The sequence below is a fragment of the Delftia sp. WSY_10 genome (assembly GCF_043104705.1).
GTDB lineage: Bacteria > Pseudomonadota > Gammaproteobacteria > Burkholderiales > Burkholderiaceae_C > Comamonas > Comamonas tsuruhatensis.
On sequence record NZ_JBICKY010000053.1, the window covers coordinates 290,573 to 303,996 of the forward strand.

Annotated in this window: 13 protein-coding genes; 3 read left to right on the forward strand and 10 right to left on the reverse strand. The window is 65.5% G+C overall.

All coding sequences use genetic code 11. The features are described from left to right. Positions 1-4: 4 nt before the first annotated feature. The 6 genes from ACF8ML_RS22450 to dapC form a co-directional block, all read right to left on the reverse strand. Complete coding sequence (locus ACF8ML_RS22450; protein WP_392408009.1) at positions 5-1,012, reverse strand: LysR family transcriptional regulator; 1,008 nt, start codon at positions 1,010-1,012, stop codon at positions 5-7. Position 1,013: 1 nt separating this feature from the next. After that, a complete protein-coding gene (gene prmB, locus ACF8ML_RS22455) occupies positions 1,014-1,991 on the reverse strand; it encodes a 50S ribosomal protein L3 N(5)-glutamine methyltransferase (protein ID WP_046238306.1) in 978 nt (325 codons plus the stop codon). A gap of 22 nt (positions 1,992-2,013) precedes the next feature. Continuing rightward, positions 2,014-3,174, reverse strand: coding sequence for a succinyl-diaminopimelate desuccinylase (gene dapE, locus ACF8ML_RS22460; protein ID WP_016445942.1), 1,161 nt, complete (start codon positions 3,172-3,174; stop codon positions 2,014-2,016). 85 nt (positions 3,175-3,259) lie between these two features. Next, positions 3,260-4,429, reverse strand: a complete 1,170-nt coding sequence (locus tag ACF8ML_RS22465; protein ID WP_016445943.1) for a PilT/PilU family type 4a pilus ATPase — start codon at positions 4,427-4,429, stop codon at positions 3,260-3,262. A gap of 180 nt (positions 4,430-4,609) precedes the next feature. Then, positions 4,610-5,434 (reverse strand): 2,3,4,5-tetrahydropyridine-2,6-dicarboxylate N-succinyltransferase, encoded by an 825-nt coding sequence (dapD, locus tag ACF8ML_RS22470; protein ID WP_012205450.1) that lies wholly within the window; start codon positions 5,432-5,434, stop codon positions 4,610-4,612. A 51-nt stretch (positions 5,435-5,485) separates the two neighbouring features. After that, positions 5,486-6,691 carry a succinyldiaminopimelate transaminase gene (dapC, locus tag ACF8ML_RS22475; RefSeq protein ID WP_047327766.1) on the reverse strand — a complete coding sequence of 402 codons (1,206 nt, stop codon included), beginning with the start codon at positions 6,689-6,691 and terminating at the stop codon, positions 5,486-5,488. A 188-nt stretch (positions 6,692-6,879) separates the two neighbouring features. Here dapC and ACF8ML_RS22480 point away from each other — a divergent pair, with 188 nt between their 5' ends. Beyond that, positions 6,880-8,418: a methyl-accepting chemotaxis protein gene (locus ACF8ML_RS22480; protein WP_016445945.1), complete on the forward strand. Its 1,539-nt coding sequence runs from the start codon at positions 6,880-6,882 to the stop codon at positions 8,416-8,418. Positions 8,419-8,454: 36 nt separating this feature from the next. Here the strand turns inward: ACF8ML_RS22480 and rsxB are convergent, their stop codons facing one another. The 3 genes from rsxB to dusA all read right to left on the reverse strand — a co-directional run bounded on the left by rsxB (position 8,455) and on the right by dusA (position 11,713). Beyond that, positions 8,455-9,171, reverse strand: coding sequence for an electron transport complex subunit RsxB (gene rsxB, locus ACF8ML_RS22485; RefSeq protein WP_043792611.1), 717 nt, complete (start codon positions 9,169-9,171; stop codon positions 8,455-8,457). Between the two features lie 23 nt (positions 9,172-9,194). After that, the gene (locus tag ACF8ML_RS22490; RefSeq protein ID WP_016445947.1) at positions 9,195-10,568 is read right to left on the reverse strand and encodes a polyhydroxyalkanoate depolymerase; all 1,374 of its coding nucleotides are present in this window, start codon (positions 10,566-10,568) and stop codon (positions 9,195-9,197) included. Between the two features lie 167 nt (positions 10,569-10,735). After that, positions 10,736-11,713 carry a tRNA dihydrouridine(20/20a) synthase DusA gene (gene dusA, locus ACF8ML_RS22495; protein ID WP_016445948.1) on the reverse strand — a complete coding sequence of 326 codons (978 nt, stop codon included), beginning with the start codon at positions 11,711-11,713 and terminating at the stop codon, positions 10,736-10,738. Here dusA and ACF8ML_RS22500 point away from each other — a divergent pair. Further along, complete coding sequence (locus ACF8ML_RS22500) at positions 11,703-11,933, forward strand: hypothetical protein (RefSeq protein WP_392408010.1); 231 nt, start codon at positions 11,703-11,705, stop codon at positions 11,931-11,933. The two genes, dusA and ACF8ML_RS22500, sit on opposite strands and share 11 nt — an antisense overlap. Positions 11,934-12,223: 290 nt before the next feature. Here ACF8ML_RS22500 and ACF8ML_RS22505 read toward each other — a convergent pair whose 3' ends face one another. Continuing rightward, entirely contained in the window at positions 12,224-12,382 is a 159-nt protein-coding gene (locus ACF8ML_RS22505) for a hypothetical protein (protein WP_392408011.1), read from the reverse strand. A gap of 152 nt (positions 12,383-12,534) precedes the next feature. Here ACF8ML_RS22505 and ACF8ML_RS22510 point away from each other — a divergent pair. After that, the coding region (locus tag ACF8ML_RS22510; RefSeq protein WP_392408012.1) for a response regulator at positions 12,535-13,424 on the forward strand (890 nt) is incomplete at its 3' end.

Genomic DNA, 13,424 nt, shown 5'->3' on the forward strand with positions numbered 1-13,424 from the left:
TGCATCACATCTGCTGCGGATGCTGCCAGCGCGCCTGCCAGAGGCCCGCCGTGATCAGTTGCCGGGCCTGGTCCAGCAGTGCCTGCCGGACCACCTGCAGTGCCGGGTCACCGCCACGGTTGGCCTGCACGGCCAGGAAGTAGCGGCGCAGCAGCGCGGGCGCCGCGACCTGGGCCACGATCCAGCCGGGCTGGAGGCCCGTGGGCGCCGCCTTGGCGCCCTCGTGCAGCCAGGCGGGCGCATCGCTCAGCGAGCAGGCGGGCGTGAAGGTGAAGCCCGCGCCGCAGTGGTAGAGCGAGCGGATGACGCGGGCGGAATCGTGTTCGTGGACGATGTTCAACCGCAGCTCCCGCGCATCGGCGGCGGCCTCCACGGTCTGGCGGATGGAAAAGCGGCGCGACTGCAGCACCAGCGGCAGCTGGCAGGCATGGGCAAAGTCCATGTGCGGCAGGCCGCCGTCCGGCGCCGGGCGCAGCAGCGGGGCCACGCTGCCATCGACATCCTGGCCGCAGACGTAGATGGATTCCTCTGCCATGGGCTGCACCTGCAGGTCATGCAGGCTGGCCGTGTCCACAAGAATGGCCAGGTCGGCGCGCCGGTCCAGCATGGCCTTTTGCACCATCAGGCTCAGGTCGTCGAGCACGAAGATGCGTATGCGCGGGTGGCTGTGGCGCAGGCTGGCAATCAGGGGGCCTGCCAGCAGGCTGGTCAGCAAAAAGGGCAGGGCGATGGTGACCGAGCCTTCGGGGCCTTGGGGCAGGCGCTGTATGCGCTCGCGCATGGCATCGGCGTCGGACAGCAGGCGGCGGGCATCCTCGTACAGCTGCGCGCCGGCCGGGGTGGGGGTCACGCCGGCGTGGCTGCGCTCCAGCAGTTGCGCACCCAGCTCGCCTTCCAGCTTCTTGATTTGCGCCGTGAGCGCGGGCTGGGCCACGTACAGCGAGTGCGCGGCGCGCGAGAGGCTGCCAGCCTCCAGCACGGCGATGAAGTAGCGCAGCGCCCGCAGGTCCATCTCAGCCCAGGGGGCGGTATTGCGGGCGCAGGGCCTCGATATCGCCTTCGGTCCAGGCGCGCAGTGCCTCCTGGGTGATCAGCAGCACCTGCTCGTCGCCCGAGCTGGTGTCCAGCCAGAACACGGGCAGGTCGGGGAAGGCGGCTTCGAAGAAGTCCTTTTCATTGCCGATCTCCAGCACGACCACGCCTTCCTTGGCCAGGCGCGAGGGCAGGTCCTGCAGCAGGCGGCGGATGAAGTCCATGCCGTCGGCGCCGCCGGCCAGCGCAAGCTCGGGCTCGGCCTGGTACTCGGCGGGCAGGCGCGACATGCTGTCGGCGTTCACATAGGGCGGGTTGCACAGCACCAGGTCCCAGGGGCCGGGCAGGGCGGCCAGGCCGTCGCTCTCCAGCAATTGCACGCGCTCGGCGAGCTCATGGCGGTCCACGTTGATGCGCGCCACGGCCAGCGCGTCGGCCGAGATGTCGGCGCCCGTGACCTCGACCTCGGGCCAGGCCATGGCCGCCAGGCAGGCCAGGCTGCCGTTGCCGGTGCACAGGTCCAGCACGCGGCGCGTGCGGTCGGACAGCCAGCCGTCGATGCTGCCGTCGGCCAGCAGTTCGGCAATGAAGCTGCGCGGCACGATGGCGCGCTCGTCCACGTAGAAGGGCACGCCCTGCAGCCAGGCCTCGCGCGTGAGGTAGGCGGCGGGCTTGCGTGTGCGGATGCGCTCTGCGAACAGCTCGGCCACTTCGGCCTGCTGCTCGGCGCTCACCGGCTGGCTGGCCAGGGACTCGGGCGCGCCCGGCGCCAGTTCGCTGTCCAGTGGCAGGCCCAGCTTCCAGAGCGTGAGCCACGCCGATTCGTCTTCGGCCGTGGCCGTGCCGTGGCCAAAGGCCACGCCGGCCGCCGTGAGCGCCGCGGCGCCCGAGGCCACGAGGTCGGCGATGGTGCTGCCCGAGATGGCGGGAATATTGGCAGGGGTGGGGGCGGATGTCATCGTCGGCTCCTTGGGCGCGCGTTCAGGCGGCCTGCTGGCGCTGCAGCTCCTGGAGCGTGCGGCGGTAAATGTTCTTGAGGGGCTCGATGTCAGCCACCACGATGTGCTCGTCGATCTTGTGGATGCTGGCGTTGGGCGGGCCCACTTCCACGACCTGGCTGCAGATCTGGGCGATGAAGCGGCCGTCGCTGGTGCCGCCCGTGGTGGACAGCTCGGTCTCCAGGCCGGTCTCGGCGCGGATGGCCGCCTGCACGGCGTTCACCAGCGTGCCCGGCGTGGTCAGGAAGGGCTGACCGCCGATGGTCCAGGCCAGCTCGTACTCCAGCCCATGGCGGTCCAGCACGGCGTGCACGCGCTGCTGCAGCGATTCGGCCGTGGACTCGGTGCAGAAACGGAAGTTGAAGTCGATGGTCACATGGCCGGGGATGACGTTGGATGCGCCCGTGCCGCCATGCATGTTGCTGATCTGCCAGCTGGTGGGCGGGAAGAAGGCGTTGCCCTCGTCCCATCGCGTGGCGGCCAGTTCGGCCAGGGCCGGCAGGGCCTGGTGGATGGGGTTGCGCGCCAGCTGCGGGTAGGCGATGTGGCCCTGGATGCCCTTGACGGTGAGGCGTCCGCTCATGGTGCCCCGGCGGCCGTTCTTGATCATGTCGCCCGTGCGGTCCACGGAGGTGGGCTCGCCCACGATGCACCAGTCCAGGCGCTCGCCGCGCTCGCGCAGCAGCTCGACCACGACCTTGGTGCCGTCCACCGAAGGGCCTTCCTCGTCGCTGGTCAGCAGCAGGGCAATGTCGAAGGAGGGAGTTGGCGTCTCGGCCAGGAACTCCTCCAGTGCCACGACAAAGGCGGCGATGGAGGTCTTCATGTCGCTGGCGCCGCGGCCGTATAGCTTGCCGTCGCGGTGCGTGGGCACGAAGGGCGGGCTGCTCCACTGCTCCAGGGGGCCGGTGGGCACCACGTCGGTATGGCCGGCAAAGACCAGCACGGGCCGGTCGGTGCCTGCGCCGGAGCGCCTGGCCCAGAGATTGCGCACGCGAAAGCTGTCGGGGCCGCTGTCGATGCGCTCGCAGGCAAAGCCCATGGGCAGCAGGGCATCGGCCAGGAGTTCAAGGCAGCCGGCGTCTTCCGGGGTCACGGATGGCAGGCTGATCAGCTGCTCGGTCAGTTGCAAGGTGCGGGACATGGTGGGAAGGTCAAAAAACAAAAAAGTCGGAGGGCTGGCTGGCGCCAGCGTGCTCCGACATTGTGAACGCTGCAGGCCCGGCCGTTCAGTTCGGCTTGACTTCCAGCATGATTTCGGTGAACGAGGGCATGTCGTCCTCGCCGGGCGTGGCCAGTTCGGCGAACTGGCTGGACGGCGCGGCATGGCCGGCCTTGACCACGTCGTTTTCCAGGCGCCACATCAGGTTGGTGGGCGAGTCGGCAAAGGCCAGTCCCTCGGCGCGGTCGATGCGGCCCGAGCGGATCAGCTGGGCCAGCGCCTCTTCAAAGGTCTGCGAGCCTTCGGCCATGGATTTCTCCATGGCCTCCTTGACGCCCGAGAAGTTGCCGCGCTCGATCAGGTCGGCGATCAGCTTGGTGTTGAGCATCACCTCGACGGCCGGCATGCGGCCGCCATCCACGGTGCGCACCAGGCGCTGGGAGATCACGCCCTTGAGCGCTGCCGACAGCTCGCCCAGCATGGTCGGCCGGATTTCCTCGGGGAAGAAGGACAGGATGCGGTTGAGCGCGTGGTAGCTGTTGTTGGCGTGCAGCGTGGCCAGGCACAGGTGGCCCGACTGCGCAAAGCCCATGGCCGAGGACATGGTCTCGCGGTCGCGGATCTCGCCGATCAGGATCACGTCGGGCGCCTGGCGCAGCGCATTCTTGAGCGCAACCTGCAGCGATGCCGTGTCGGATCCCACTTCGCGCTGGTTGACGATGGAGCGCTTGTTGCGGAACTGGTATTCGATGGGGTCCTCGATGGTGAGGATGTGGCCCGTGAGCTTTTCATTGCGCGCGTCGATCATCGAGGCCAGCGTCGTGCTCTTGCCCGAGCCCGTGGAGCCCACGACCAGCAGCAGGCCGCGCTTTTGCATGATCAGCTCGCCCAGCACGGGCGGCAGGTTCAGCGTGTCCATGGGCGGGATGTGCTGGGCGATGAAGCGGATCACCACGGCGCAGCTGCCGCGCTGGTGCATGGCGCTGACGCGGAAACGCCCCACGCCGCGCAGCGGCACGCCCATGTTGAGCTCGCCCGTCTCGTCCAGCTCCTGCAGGCGCTCGGCCGGCACGATCTCGGCCAGCAGGCTGCGCGGCGCATCGGGCGGCAGCAGCTGGTTGTTGATGGGGACGCATTCGCCATTGATCTTGATCAGCGCCGGCGCGTTGACCGCCAGGTAGACGTCGGACGCCTGCTTCTCGCCCATCAGGCGCAAAATCCTCTCCATCGTGCCCATGTGTTCCCCCAAATTCGTGTGCTGTCGCTGTTCTTGGATCGTTGTCACGCGCTTTTGACGTGAAACGGGCGTCCGCTGCCTGGTGGCCGGGGACGCCCTCGAGAGTATGCCTTGGTCCATCCCCTGAACAGGGGATGTTTTGGCGCCGCAACCACGCCTTTGGCGCGGTCCGGATGCAGGTCAATCGCGCAGCAGGTCGTTCAGGCTCGTGGTGGAGCGTGTCTTGGCATCGACCTTCTTGACGATGATGGCGGCGTACATGCTGTAGCGGCCGTTGTCCTTGGGCAGGTTGCCCGACACCACCACCGAGCCGGCGGGCACGCGGCCGTAGCTGGTCTCGCCGGTCGCACGGTCATAGATGGGAGTGGACTGGCCGATGTACACGCCCATGGAGATCACCGAGTTCTCTTCCACGATCACGCCTTCGACGATTTCGGAACGCGCGCCGATGAAGCAGTTGTCCTCGATGATGGTCGGGTTGGCCTGCAGCGGCTCCAGCACGCCGCCCAGGCCCACGCCGCCGGACAGGTGCACGTTCTTGCCGACCTGAGCGCAGGAGCCCACGGTGGCCCAGGTGTCGACCATGGTGCCTTCGTCCACGTAGGCGCCGATGTTCACGTAGGAGGGCATCAGGATGGCGCCCTTGGCCACGAAGCTGCCACGGCGGGCCACCGCCGGAGGCACGACGCGCACGCCGGTGGCGGCGATCTCGGCTTCGGTCATGCCGGCGAATTTGGTGGGGACCTTGTCGAAGAAGTTCAGGTCGCCGGACTGCATCAGCACGTTGTCCTTGAGGCGGAAAGACAGCAGCACGGCCTTCTTGATCCACTGGTGCACGGTCCACTGGCCCACGCCTTCGCGCGTGGCCACGCGCAGCTGGCCGTTGTTCAGGGCTTCGATCACGTGGTCCACGGCCTCGGTCACTTCCTTGGGCGCGGCAGCGGGGGAGAGGCTGGCACGGTTGTCCCAGGCGGTGTCGATGATGGATTGCAGCTGTTGCGTCATATGGCTTTGGTGATCAAAGGGTTTGTGAGGAAAGGGGTGGCCAGGCGTGGCTCAGCGCTGGCGTGATTCTATGAATTGTGCAATGCGCTGGGCCGCCTCCAGGCATTCGGCGGTCTCGGCCACCAGGGCCATGCGCACGCGCCCGGCGCCGGGGTTGCGGCCATTGGCTTCGCGCGCCAGGTAGCTGCCGGGCAGCACGGTCACGCCGGTGGCGGCATACAGCTCGCGGGCAAAGTCGGCGTCGTCCAGGCCCAGCGATTCGGGAATGCCGGCCCACAGGTAGAAGCTGGCATCGGGCAGGCGCACATCCATCACGCGCGCCAGCACGGGGGTGACCTGGTTGAATTTTTCGCGGTACAGGCGGCGGTTTTCCTCGACATGGGCCTCGTCGCCCCAGGCCGCGATGCTGGCCGTCTGCACCACGGGGCTCATGGCGCCGCCGTGGTAGGTGCGGTACAGCAAAAAGGCCTTGATCAGGGCCGCATCGCCCGCCACGAAACCGCTGCGCAGGCCAGGCACATTGCTGCGCTTGGACAGGCTGGTGAACATCAGCAGGTTCTTGTAGTCCGTGCGGCCCAGGCGCTGCGCGGCTTCCAGTCCGCCCAGTGGAGGTGTGCCGTCGAAGTAGATCTCGCTATAGCACTCGTCGCTGGCAATCACGAAGCCATGGCGGTCGGACAGCGCAAACAGCTTTTCCCATTCGGCCAGCGGCATCACCGCGCCTGTGGGGTTGCCGGGAGAGCACACGAAGATCAGCTGGGTCTTTTCCCATACGTCGGCTGGAACGCTGTCCCAGTCCACCGCGAAATTGCGCGCGGCATCGCTGGGAGCGTAGTACGGCTGGGCGCCGGCCAGCAGGGTGGCGCCTTCGTAGATCTGATAGAACGGGTTGGGGCAGATCACGCGCGCGCCGTCCTGGCTGGCGTCCACCACGACCTGGGTGAAGGAGAACAGGGCCTCGCGCGAGCCGTTGACCGGCAGCACCTGGGCGGCGGCGTCCAGCGCAATGCCGTAGCGCTGGCGCGCCCACTGGGCGCAGGATTCGCGCAGCGCGGGCTCGCCGGCTGTGGCCGGGTACTTGGCCAGGCCGCCCAGGTCGGCGCTCAGCGCCTGTTCGATGAAGGGCGGCGTGGCATGGCGGGGCTCTCCGATGCCAAGGCTGATGGGGCGCACGCCCGCCGGTGGCTGGACCCCGGCGAACAGTTTGCGAAGACGCTCAAACGGGTAGGGCTGGAGTCGGGAGAGCAGGGGATTCATGGGCTCGCATTATGGATTGATGCGCTTTCGGCATGCCGTTGTCACAGGGGACTGCGGGTCTGCACGCTGGCTTTTTTGCATTCTGTTACCTATTCTGGCATGGTCTCGACTGGGGCCATGCCAACTCGTGTGGCGGGGCCTCGCAAACGGTGAATTCCAGATACCAATGACTAGAGAGGCAATCAGCTATGCAGGCAGGCGCTGGCATGGAAAAAGATGGAAGCAGGCATCGTAAGCATACATCCGGCCCAGGTGCCGGCTTCCTCGTATGCACGGTGTGGGCATTGGCGGGACCGGCGCTGGCGTTGGTGGCCGATTCGCTGGGCCTGGGGCCCTGGGTTTGGGCAGCCTTGCTGCTGTGGGCCGGGTTGCTGCTGGGCGGCATGCACAGGCTCTGGTCGCGGGTGATCGGCGAGCGCGAATTGCTGCAGCAGGCCATGCAGGGCATCGCCCAGGGAGACCTGAGCCAGCGCGTGGCCGTGGAGGCTGCGGCCTCCCAGGAGGGCGCAGGCGCCGTCCAGACGCCCAAGGCCTTGCTGGGCGGCATGGTGACCTCGCTGTCGGGCATGGTGGCCGATGTGCGCAGCAATGCGGCCCTGGTGGCGCAGGCCGGGCAACAACTGGTGAACGAGCACCAGGCACTGTCCGATCGCACCGAACTGCAGGCCACCAACCTGGCCCAGACCGTGGTCAGCGTGGAGCAGCTCAGCAGCGCCGTGCAGCACAACGCCGACGTGGTGGGCGTGGTCCACCACCAGGCCAGCGCGGTGCGCGGCGCGGCCGATGAAGGCGTGGTGGCCATGGGCCGCGCCGTGGAGTCGGTGGAGACCATTGAAAGCAGCGCCGGCCGCATGCGCGAGATCATTGGTGTGATCGACGGCATTGCGTTTCAGACCAACATCCTGGCGCTCAACGCTGCCGTGGAGGCGGCGCGTGCGGGCGAGCAGGGCCGCGGCTTTGCCGTGGTGGCCAGCGAGGTGCGCTCCCTGGCCGGCCGCTCGGCCGAGGCGGCGCGCGAGATCCGCCACCTGATCGGCGATGCGCTGGCCCAGGTGGAGCACAGCACCGAGTTGATCCGCACGGCCGGGCGAGGCATGGAGCGCGTGACCGAAGGCATTCGCCAGGTGGCCGAGCACATGGGAGAGCTGTCGCAGTCCACCGGCAGCCAGAGCACGGGTCTGGCCGAGATCAGCCGCGCCGTTCACCAGATCGACGAGATCACCCAGCACAACGCGCAGATGGTGGGCCACGCGCTGGACCAGGCACGCGCGCTGCAGCAGCGCGCGCAGATGCTGTCAGGGGCGGTGTCGCGCTTTCGGCTGCAGCAGGGCACGGCGGAGGAGGCCGTGGCCCTGGTCGAGTCGGCCCTGGGCCTGGCGCGGCGCGGAGTGGCCACCGAGGCACTGCTGGCCGCCGTAAACGACCCCGGCCAGCCCTTCCATGACCGCGATATGTACGTTTTCGCCCTGGCCGCCGACGGCAGCTACCGCGCCTTTGGCGGCAACCCTGCGCGTGTGGGCGTGCGCGTGCAGGAGCTGCCAGGCGTGCGGGGTGAGCAGCTGCTGGCCGACATCATTGCCCAGGCCGAGCGCGGCCCAGGCTGGGTGGAGTACGACTTCAGAAACCCGGCCACGCAACAGGTACAGACCAAGATGTCCTTCGTCTGCAAGCATGGCGGGCTGTACTGGGGATGCGGCGTCTACAAGAGTCTGGCGCTGGCGGCATAGCCTTGGCCTGGAAGGCAGACTGCCGCCTGGCGGGCTTCACTGGCACGCGTTCGGCGATGAACCGCCGCCCGCGCGCTGGGCACGAGCGCGGGCCAGGATGGCGGCGATGGTGGCCTGCTTGCTCTCGGCCACGGGAGGTGCGGGGCAGGGGGCGTGAGGGCTGGCGTCGTCGGCTGCTGCCTGCTCTGCCTGCGCAAGAGGCGTCGCTGCCCGGCTTGCACTCAAACGCTCGCGCTCCACTTCACGCTCGCGGTGCAGCACATAGCGCTGGCGCGCATGCTCGGCCTGCTGGGGGCTCCAGGCAGACCAGCCTGTGGCCGGGCCGCTGGCATTGTGCAGTTCGATGCAATCGACCGGACACACGGGAATGCACAGTTCGCATCCCGTGCAGTGGGCTGCGATCACCGTGTGCATGAACTTGTTGGCCCCCAGGATGGCATCCGTGGGGCAGGCCTTGATGCACAGGGTGCAACCGATGCACCAGGCCTCGTCGATCACGGCCACGGTGCGCGGGGCTTCCATGCCGTGCTCGGCGCTCAGCGCAACAACGGGCCGGCCCGTCAATGCGGCCAGCCGCTCCACGCCCGCAGCGCCGCCCGGTGGGCACTGGTTGATGCCAGCCTCGCCCGAGGCCACGGCCTGGGCGTAGCTGGCGCAGTCAGGGTAGCCGCAACGCGTGCACTGCGTCTGCGGCAGCGCGGCGTCTATGCGCGCTGCCAGATCGTCGCGGGCGAGCATGGCGGTGGAGGACATGGCGTGGCGGGCTTGCTCGGGAATCAGCCTGCCTGCACCTTGGCGCCACGCTTGCGTGGCTGCTCGGCGGCCGTCGGTGCGTCATCGCTCAGGCTGCTGGCATGGCCTGCAGCGCTGGCGGCGGTGGCGCTCTCGGGCTGGTGGGTGCTGATGAATTCGCGCACCTGCGGATAGACGATCTCTCGCCAGCGGCGGCCGCTGAAAATCCCATAGTGTCCCGCGCCCGGCACTTCAAGGTGCCTGCGCTGATCCGCGGCAATGCCCGTGCACAGATCGTGCGCAGCCCGCGTCTGGCCGGAGCCGGAGATGTCGTCCAGCTCGCCTTCGATGGTCAGCAGGGCGCTGCCCTTGATGTCCTGCGGGCGCACCAGTTCAACCTTGTCCTCGGGCGAACGCACTTCCCAGGTGCCATGGACCAGCTTGTAGTCCTGGAACACCGTGGCGATGGTCTCGAGGTAGTAGTCGGCATCCATGTCGAGCACGGCGTTGTACTCGTCATAGAACTTGCGGTGGTGCTCGGCGCTGGCGTCGTCACCCTTGATCAGGTCCTTGAAGTAGTCGTAGTGGCTCTTGGCGTGGCGATCCGGGTTCATGGCCACGAAGCCCGAGTACTGCAGGAAGCCGGGGTAGACGCGGCGACCCACGCCCGGATAGCCTTCGGGCACGCGGTAGATCACATTGTTCTCGAACCACTCGAAGCTGCGGTTCTGCGCCAGGTTGTTCACCGAGGTCGGCGAGCGGCGCGCATCGATGGGGCCGCCCATCATGGTCATGGACAGCGGAGGCGTCTCGCCACGGCTGGCCATCAGCGACACGGCAGCCAGCACCGGCACCGTGGGCTGGCAGACGCTGACCACATGGCACTGGCCGTACTTGCCCTGCAGGTAGCGGATGAACTCCTGCACATAGTTCACGTAGTCGTCGAGGTGGAACTCGCCATCGGCCAGCGGCACCAGGCGGGCGTTCTTCCAGTCGGTGATGTAGACCTTGTGGTCGCCCAGCATGCTTTGCACCGTATCGCGCAGCAGCGTGGCGTAGTGGCCAGACAGCGGCGCCACGATCAGCACCACGGGCTGGCTCAGCATGGTCTGCAGTGTCTCGGTGTCGTCGGAGAAGCGCTTGAAGCGGCGCAGCTCGCAAAACGGCTTGTCCACTTCGACCCGCTCACGGATCGTCACGTCCACGCCGCCGACATCGACGCTGCGCAGGTTGAACTCGGGCTTTTCGTAATCCTTGCCCAGGCGGTAGAACAGGTCGAACCCGGCGGCCATGCGCTGGGACATCGGACCCTGGCTCAGCAGCGAGTGGGGGTTGCTGTAGAGCTTGGCTGCAGCCTGCGCGAAATCGGCAAAGGGCTCGACCATGGCGCGCTGGATTTCGTAGAGCTGATAGAGCATGGATACAAGGGGTTGTTTGGATTTGTTGCAGTGCAATATATCAGCAGCACGCTAAGAAAATTGGTAGTAAAACCCCTCTAATGCTGTCGCTTAAGTGATAGCTTGACTGATGGTTGTAAGCTGGCGGCCGCCCAGCCCCCGGCATTCCTGCAATGCAGGGCGGCGCGCTAGGCGGCAAGCGCCGCTTCGGCCGGTTTGGTGCGCGCAAGCCGCATCACCTCTGAAGGCGGCAACTGCTTGAACTGGTGGTTGCTCCACACCTGGCGCCAGCGCCGCGCACCTGCCAGCCCGTTGCGCAACCCCAACATATGGCGGGCTATCGAATACCAGTGCGTGCCGTGCGTGCGCGCCTCTCGCTCCATGTAGGCCACCATCTGCTCCTCGATGGACTCGCGCGTGTGCTCCACGCCAGCATCGCCGTAGTACAGCGCATCCCACGAGGCCAGCCACCAGGGGTTGTGATAGGCCTCACGCCCCACCATCACGCCATCGACCTGCTGCAGCAGCTCCTGCACGGTGGCGTCGGCCTTGATGCCGCCATTGATGGCAATGGTCAGCTGCGGAAAATCCTGCTTGAGCCGGGCCACGATCTCGTAGCGCAGCGGCGGGATCTCGCGGTTTTCCTTGGGAGACAAGCCTTTGAGCCAGGCATTGCGTGCGTGAACGATGAACACGCGGCATCCCGCATCGGCCACCGTGCCCACGAAGTCACGCACGAATTCGTAGCTCTCGTCCTTGTCGATGCCGATGCGGTGCTTCACCGTGACAGGCACGTCCACCACATCCACCATGGCCTTTACGCAATCGGCCACCAGCGGCGCCTCATTCATCAGGCAGGCGCCAAATGCACCGCGCTGCACCCGCTCGCTGGGGCAGCCGCAGTTCAGATTGATCTCGTCATATCCCCACTGCGCTCCCAACCGCGCAGCCTGCGCCAGATCCGACGGCTCGCTGCCGCCGAGCTGCAACGCCACCGGATGCTCCTCGGCCTCGAACCGCAGATGCCGTGGCACATCACCGTGCAGCAGTGCGCCCGTGGTCACCATCTCGGTATACAGCAGGGTATGGCGGCTCAGCAGTCGGTGCAGGTAGCGGCAGTGCTTGTCAGTCCAGTCCATCATGGGCGCAACGGACATGCGCCACATGCTGGCAGGTGCTTGGTTTTCTACGTTTGTCATTGATCTGATTGGGTTTTTTGCTCTGGCGTCGTTGCCTGATTCTTCGCCATCCAACCCCGTTTTTGCTGATTTTCTCGCTGGCTTTGCCACATCCTTCACCTGTCGCAAAACAGATGGGGCCATCACTTCACGCAAGCGCACGGATGGCTTGCTTGCCCGCTTGCCTGCACCGTACAGATCCGGCTGATGGAGAACGGCACGTTTGTCCACCGCGAAAGCCAGGCCTACCGTCGGAAAGTGCTGGCCAATGAGTGGCTGCGCAGGCGCGAGCACGAGATGGACCAGGAGCACGCTTTTGGCCAGGCGCCAGGCCGTGCACAAGAAAATTTCAGTGGGGGAGCCACTGCGGGATTATGTCAGTGCGGTCAAAAACGTGACTGAGTGGGGCCGTTGCAAAAAGGCCGGCATCGCGCGACTGCAGGCCTCTGGTCGGGCCGACCTCCAGGCCGCCAAGCTCACGGTGCAGGATCTGATGGGCTACACCAAGAAGCGGTGCACGGAGGACGAGGCCGGCCCGCCGCCGTGCTCAATGACATGGTGTGGCTGCGCCAGGTCTTCCTGCATGCTTCGGCCGCGCGCGGCATTGATGCGCCGCTGCAGGTGCTGGACCGCGCCAGGCTCAAGCGTGCTGCGCACGCAGGTGCCCGCCTACGCGGCCGGGCTTCAAGCGTGGCCGACAAGACTGCCTTGAATCCAAGTGAGAGCTCTCCCTGGAGCAAATTTCATCCATTGCGCGAAACTGGGGTAATGGTAGCTAGATGTAAGTGAGTGGCGAGAAGCGGATAAATTTGATCTTCATTCATTTGGTGTTGGTAAAGAATTTCTATCTGCACATTGCCTTTCGATGGCATATTGGCGAGGCCATGCATCGAATAAGACAAATGGAGGCACGCCAAATGAATGTTAGAGAGAGGCAAGAATCATTCGCGCCGCAATCGCGGTTGCAAGCATTGATGGTTGATTGCGAGGTGGAAGATTTTTCAGGGTTGGGCCTGTTGCTCGGTCAGGCTGGATATGATATGCGAATGGCGGCAAGTGCGCCGGAAGCGTTGGCTGAGTTTGCTGGTGGACGAATTGACTTGTTGATATGCAATACGCGTGTAATTGACAAGGATGGTGGGCAGTGGCTGGAAAATCTCCTTGGGCAGTCCCCTGATCTGTTCGTGATTTTTCTTTCGGAATGCAGTCCCGTGGCAATTACGAAAGGCCTTGGTCGGTTGCTGGGCTTGCACCGTCACATAGTCAAACCTTGGAATAGTGAGCAATTTTTGGCTGTCATTGAGCAACTGAATGATCAAAAAATTACACGCTATGAGAATATTCGGCTAGAGCAAAAAAATAGAGCGCTGACGAAGGAGTTGGCAGAACTAAATGCAGCTGTTGAGCTGACTGCCCATGAGCATGACGACGAATTGTTGGAGGCGCATAGGAAACTTAAAAAAAGCTTCGTCGCATCGATCCGAATGTTTTCAAATCTGCTTGAGTGGCGAGGGGGGATACTTGCCGGACATTCAAGACGCGTTGCGGATCTAACCCGCCGAACCGCAAGTATTATGCAGCTAAGTGAAGCAGAGCAGCAGAATGCTTTTGTCGCTGCGCTCATTCATGATATCGCTCATATTACTCTTCCCGATGGGATGTTAAGCAAGCCCGTCCCAAGTTTAAGTCATGAGGAACT

What these genes read in the sequence shown, in the direction of transcription:
- ACF8ML_RS22450 (WP_392408009.1), bottom strand. Translation starts at nt 1,012, where the DNA reads ATGGACCTGCGGGCGCTGCGCTACTTCATCGCCGTGCTGGAGGCTGGC.
- prmB (WP_046238306.1), bottom strand. Translation starts at nt 1,991, where the DNA reads ATGACATCCGCCCCCACCCCTGCCAATATTCCCGCCATCTCGGGCAGC.
- dapE (WP_016445942.1), bottom strand. Translation starts at nt 3,174, where the DNA reads ATGTCCCGCACCTTGCAACTGACCGAGCAGCTGATCAGCCTGCCATCC.
- ACF8ML_RS22465 (WP_016445943.1), bottom strand. Translation starts at nt 4,429, where the DNA reads ATGGGCACGATGGAGAGGATTTTGCGCCTGATGGGCGAGAAGCAGGCG.
- dapD (WP_012205450.1), bottom strand. Translation starts at nt 5,434, where the DNA reads ATGACGCAACAGCTGCAATCCATCATCGACACCGCCTGGGACAACCGT.
- dapC (WP_047327766.1), bottom strand. Translation starts at nt 6,691, where the DNA reads ATGAATCCCCTGCTCTCCCGACTCCAGCCCTACCCGTTTGAGCGTCTT.
- ACF8ML_RS22480 (WP_016445945.1), top strand. Translation starts at nt 6,880, where the DNA reads ATGCAGGCAGGCGCTGGCATGGAAAAAGATGGAAGCAGGCATCGTAAG.
- rsxB (WP_043792611.1), bottom strand. Translation starts at nt 9,171, where the DNA reads ATGTCCTCCACCGCCATGCTCGCCCGCGACGATCTGGCAGCGCGCATA.
- ACF8ML_RS22490 (WP_016445947.1), bottom strand. Translation starts at nt 10,568, where the DNA reads ATGCTCTATCAGCTCTACGAAATCCAGCGCGCCATGGTCGAGCCCTTT.
- ACF8ML_RS22500 (WP_392408010.1), top strand. Translation starts at nt 11,703, where the DNA reads ATGCGCCACATGCTGGCAGGTGCTTGGTTTTCTACGTTTGTCATTGAT.
- dusA (WP_016445948.1), bottom strand. Translation starts at nt 11,713, where the DNA reads ATGTGGCGCATGTCCGTTGCGCCCATGATGGACTGGACTGACAAGCAC.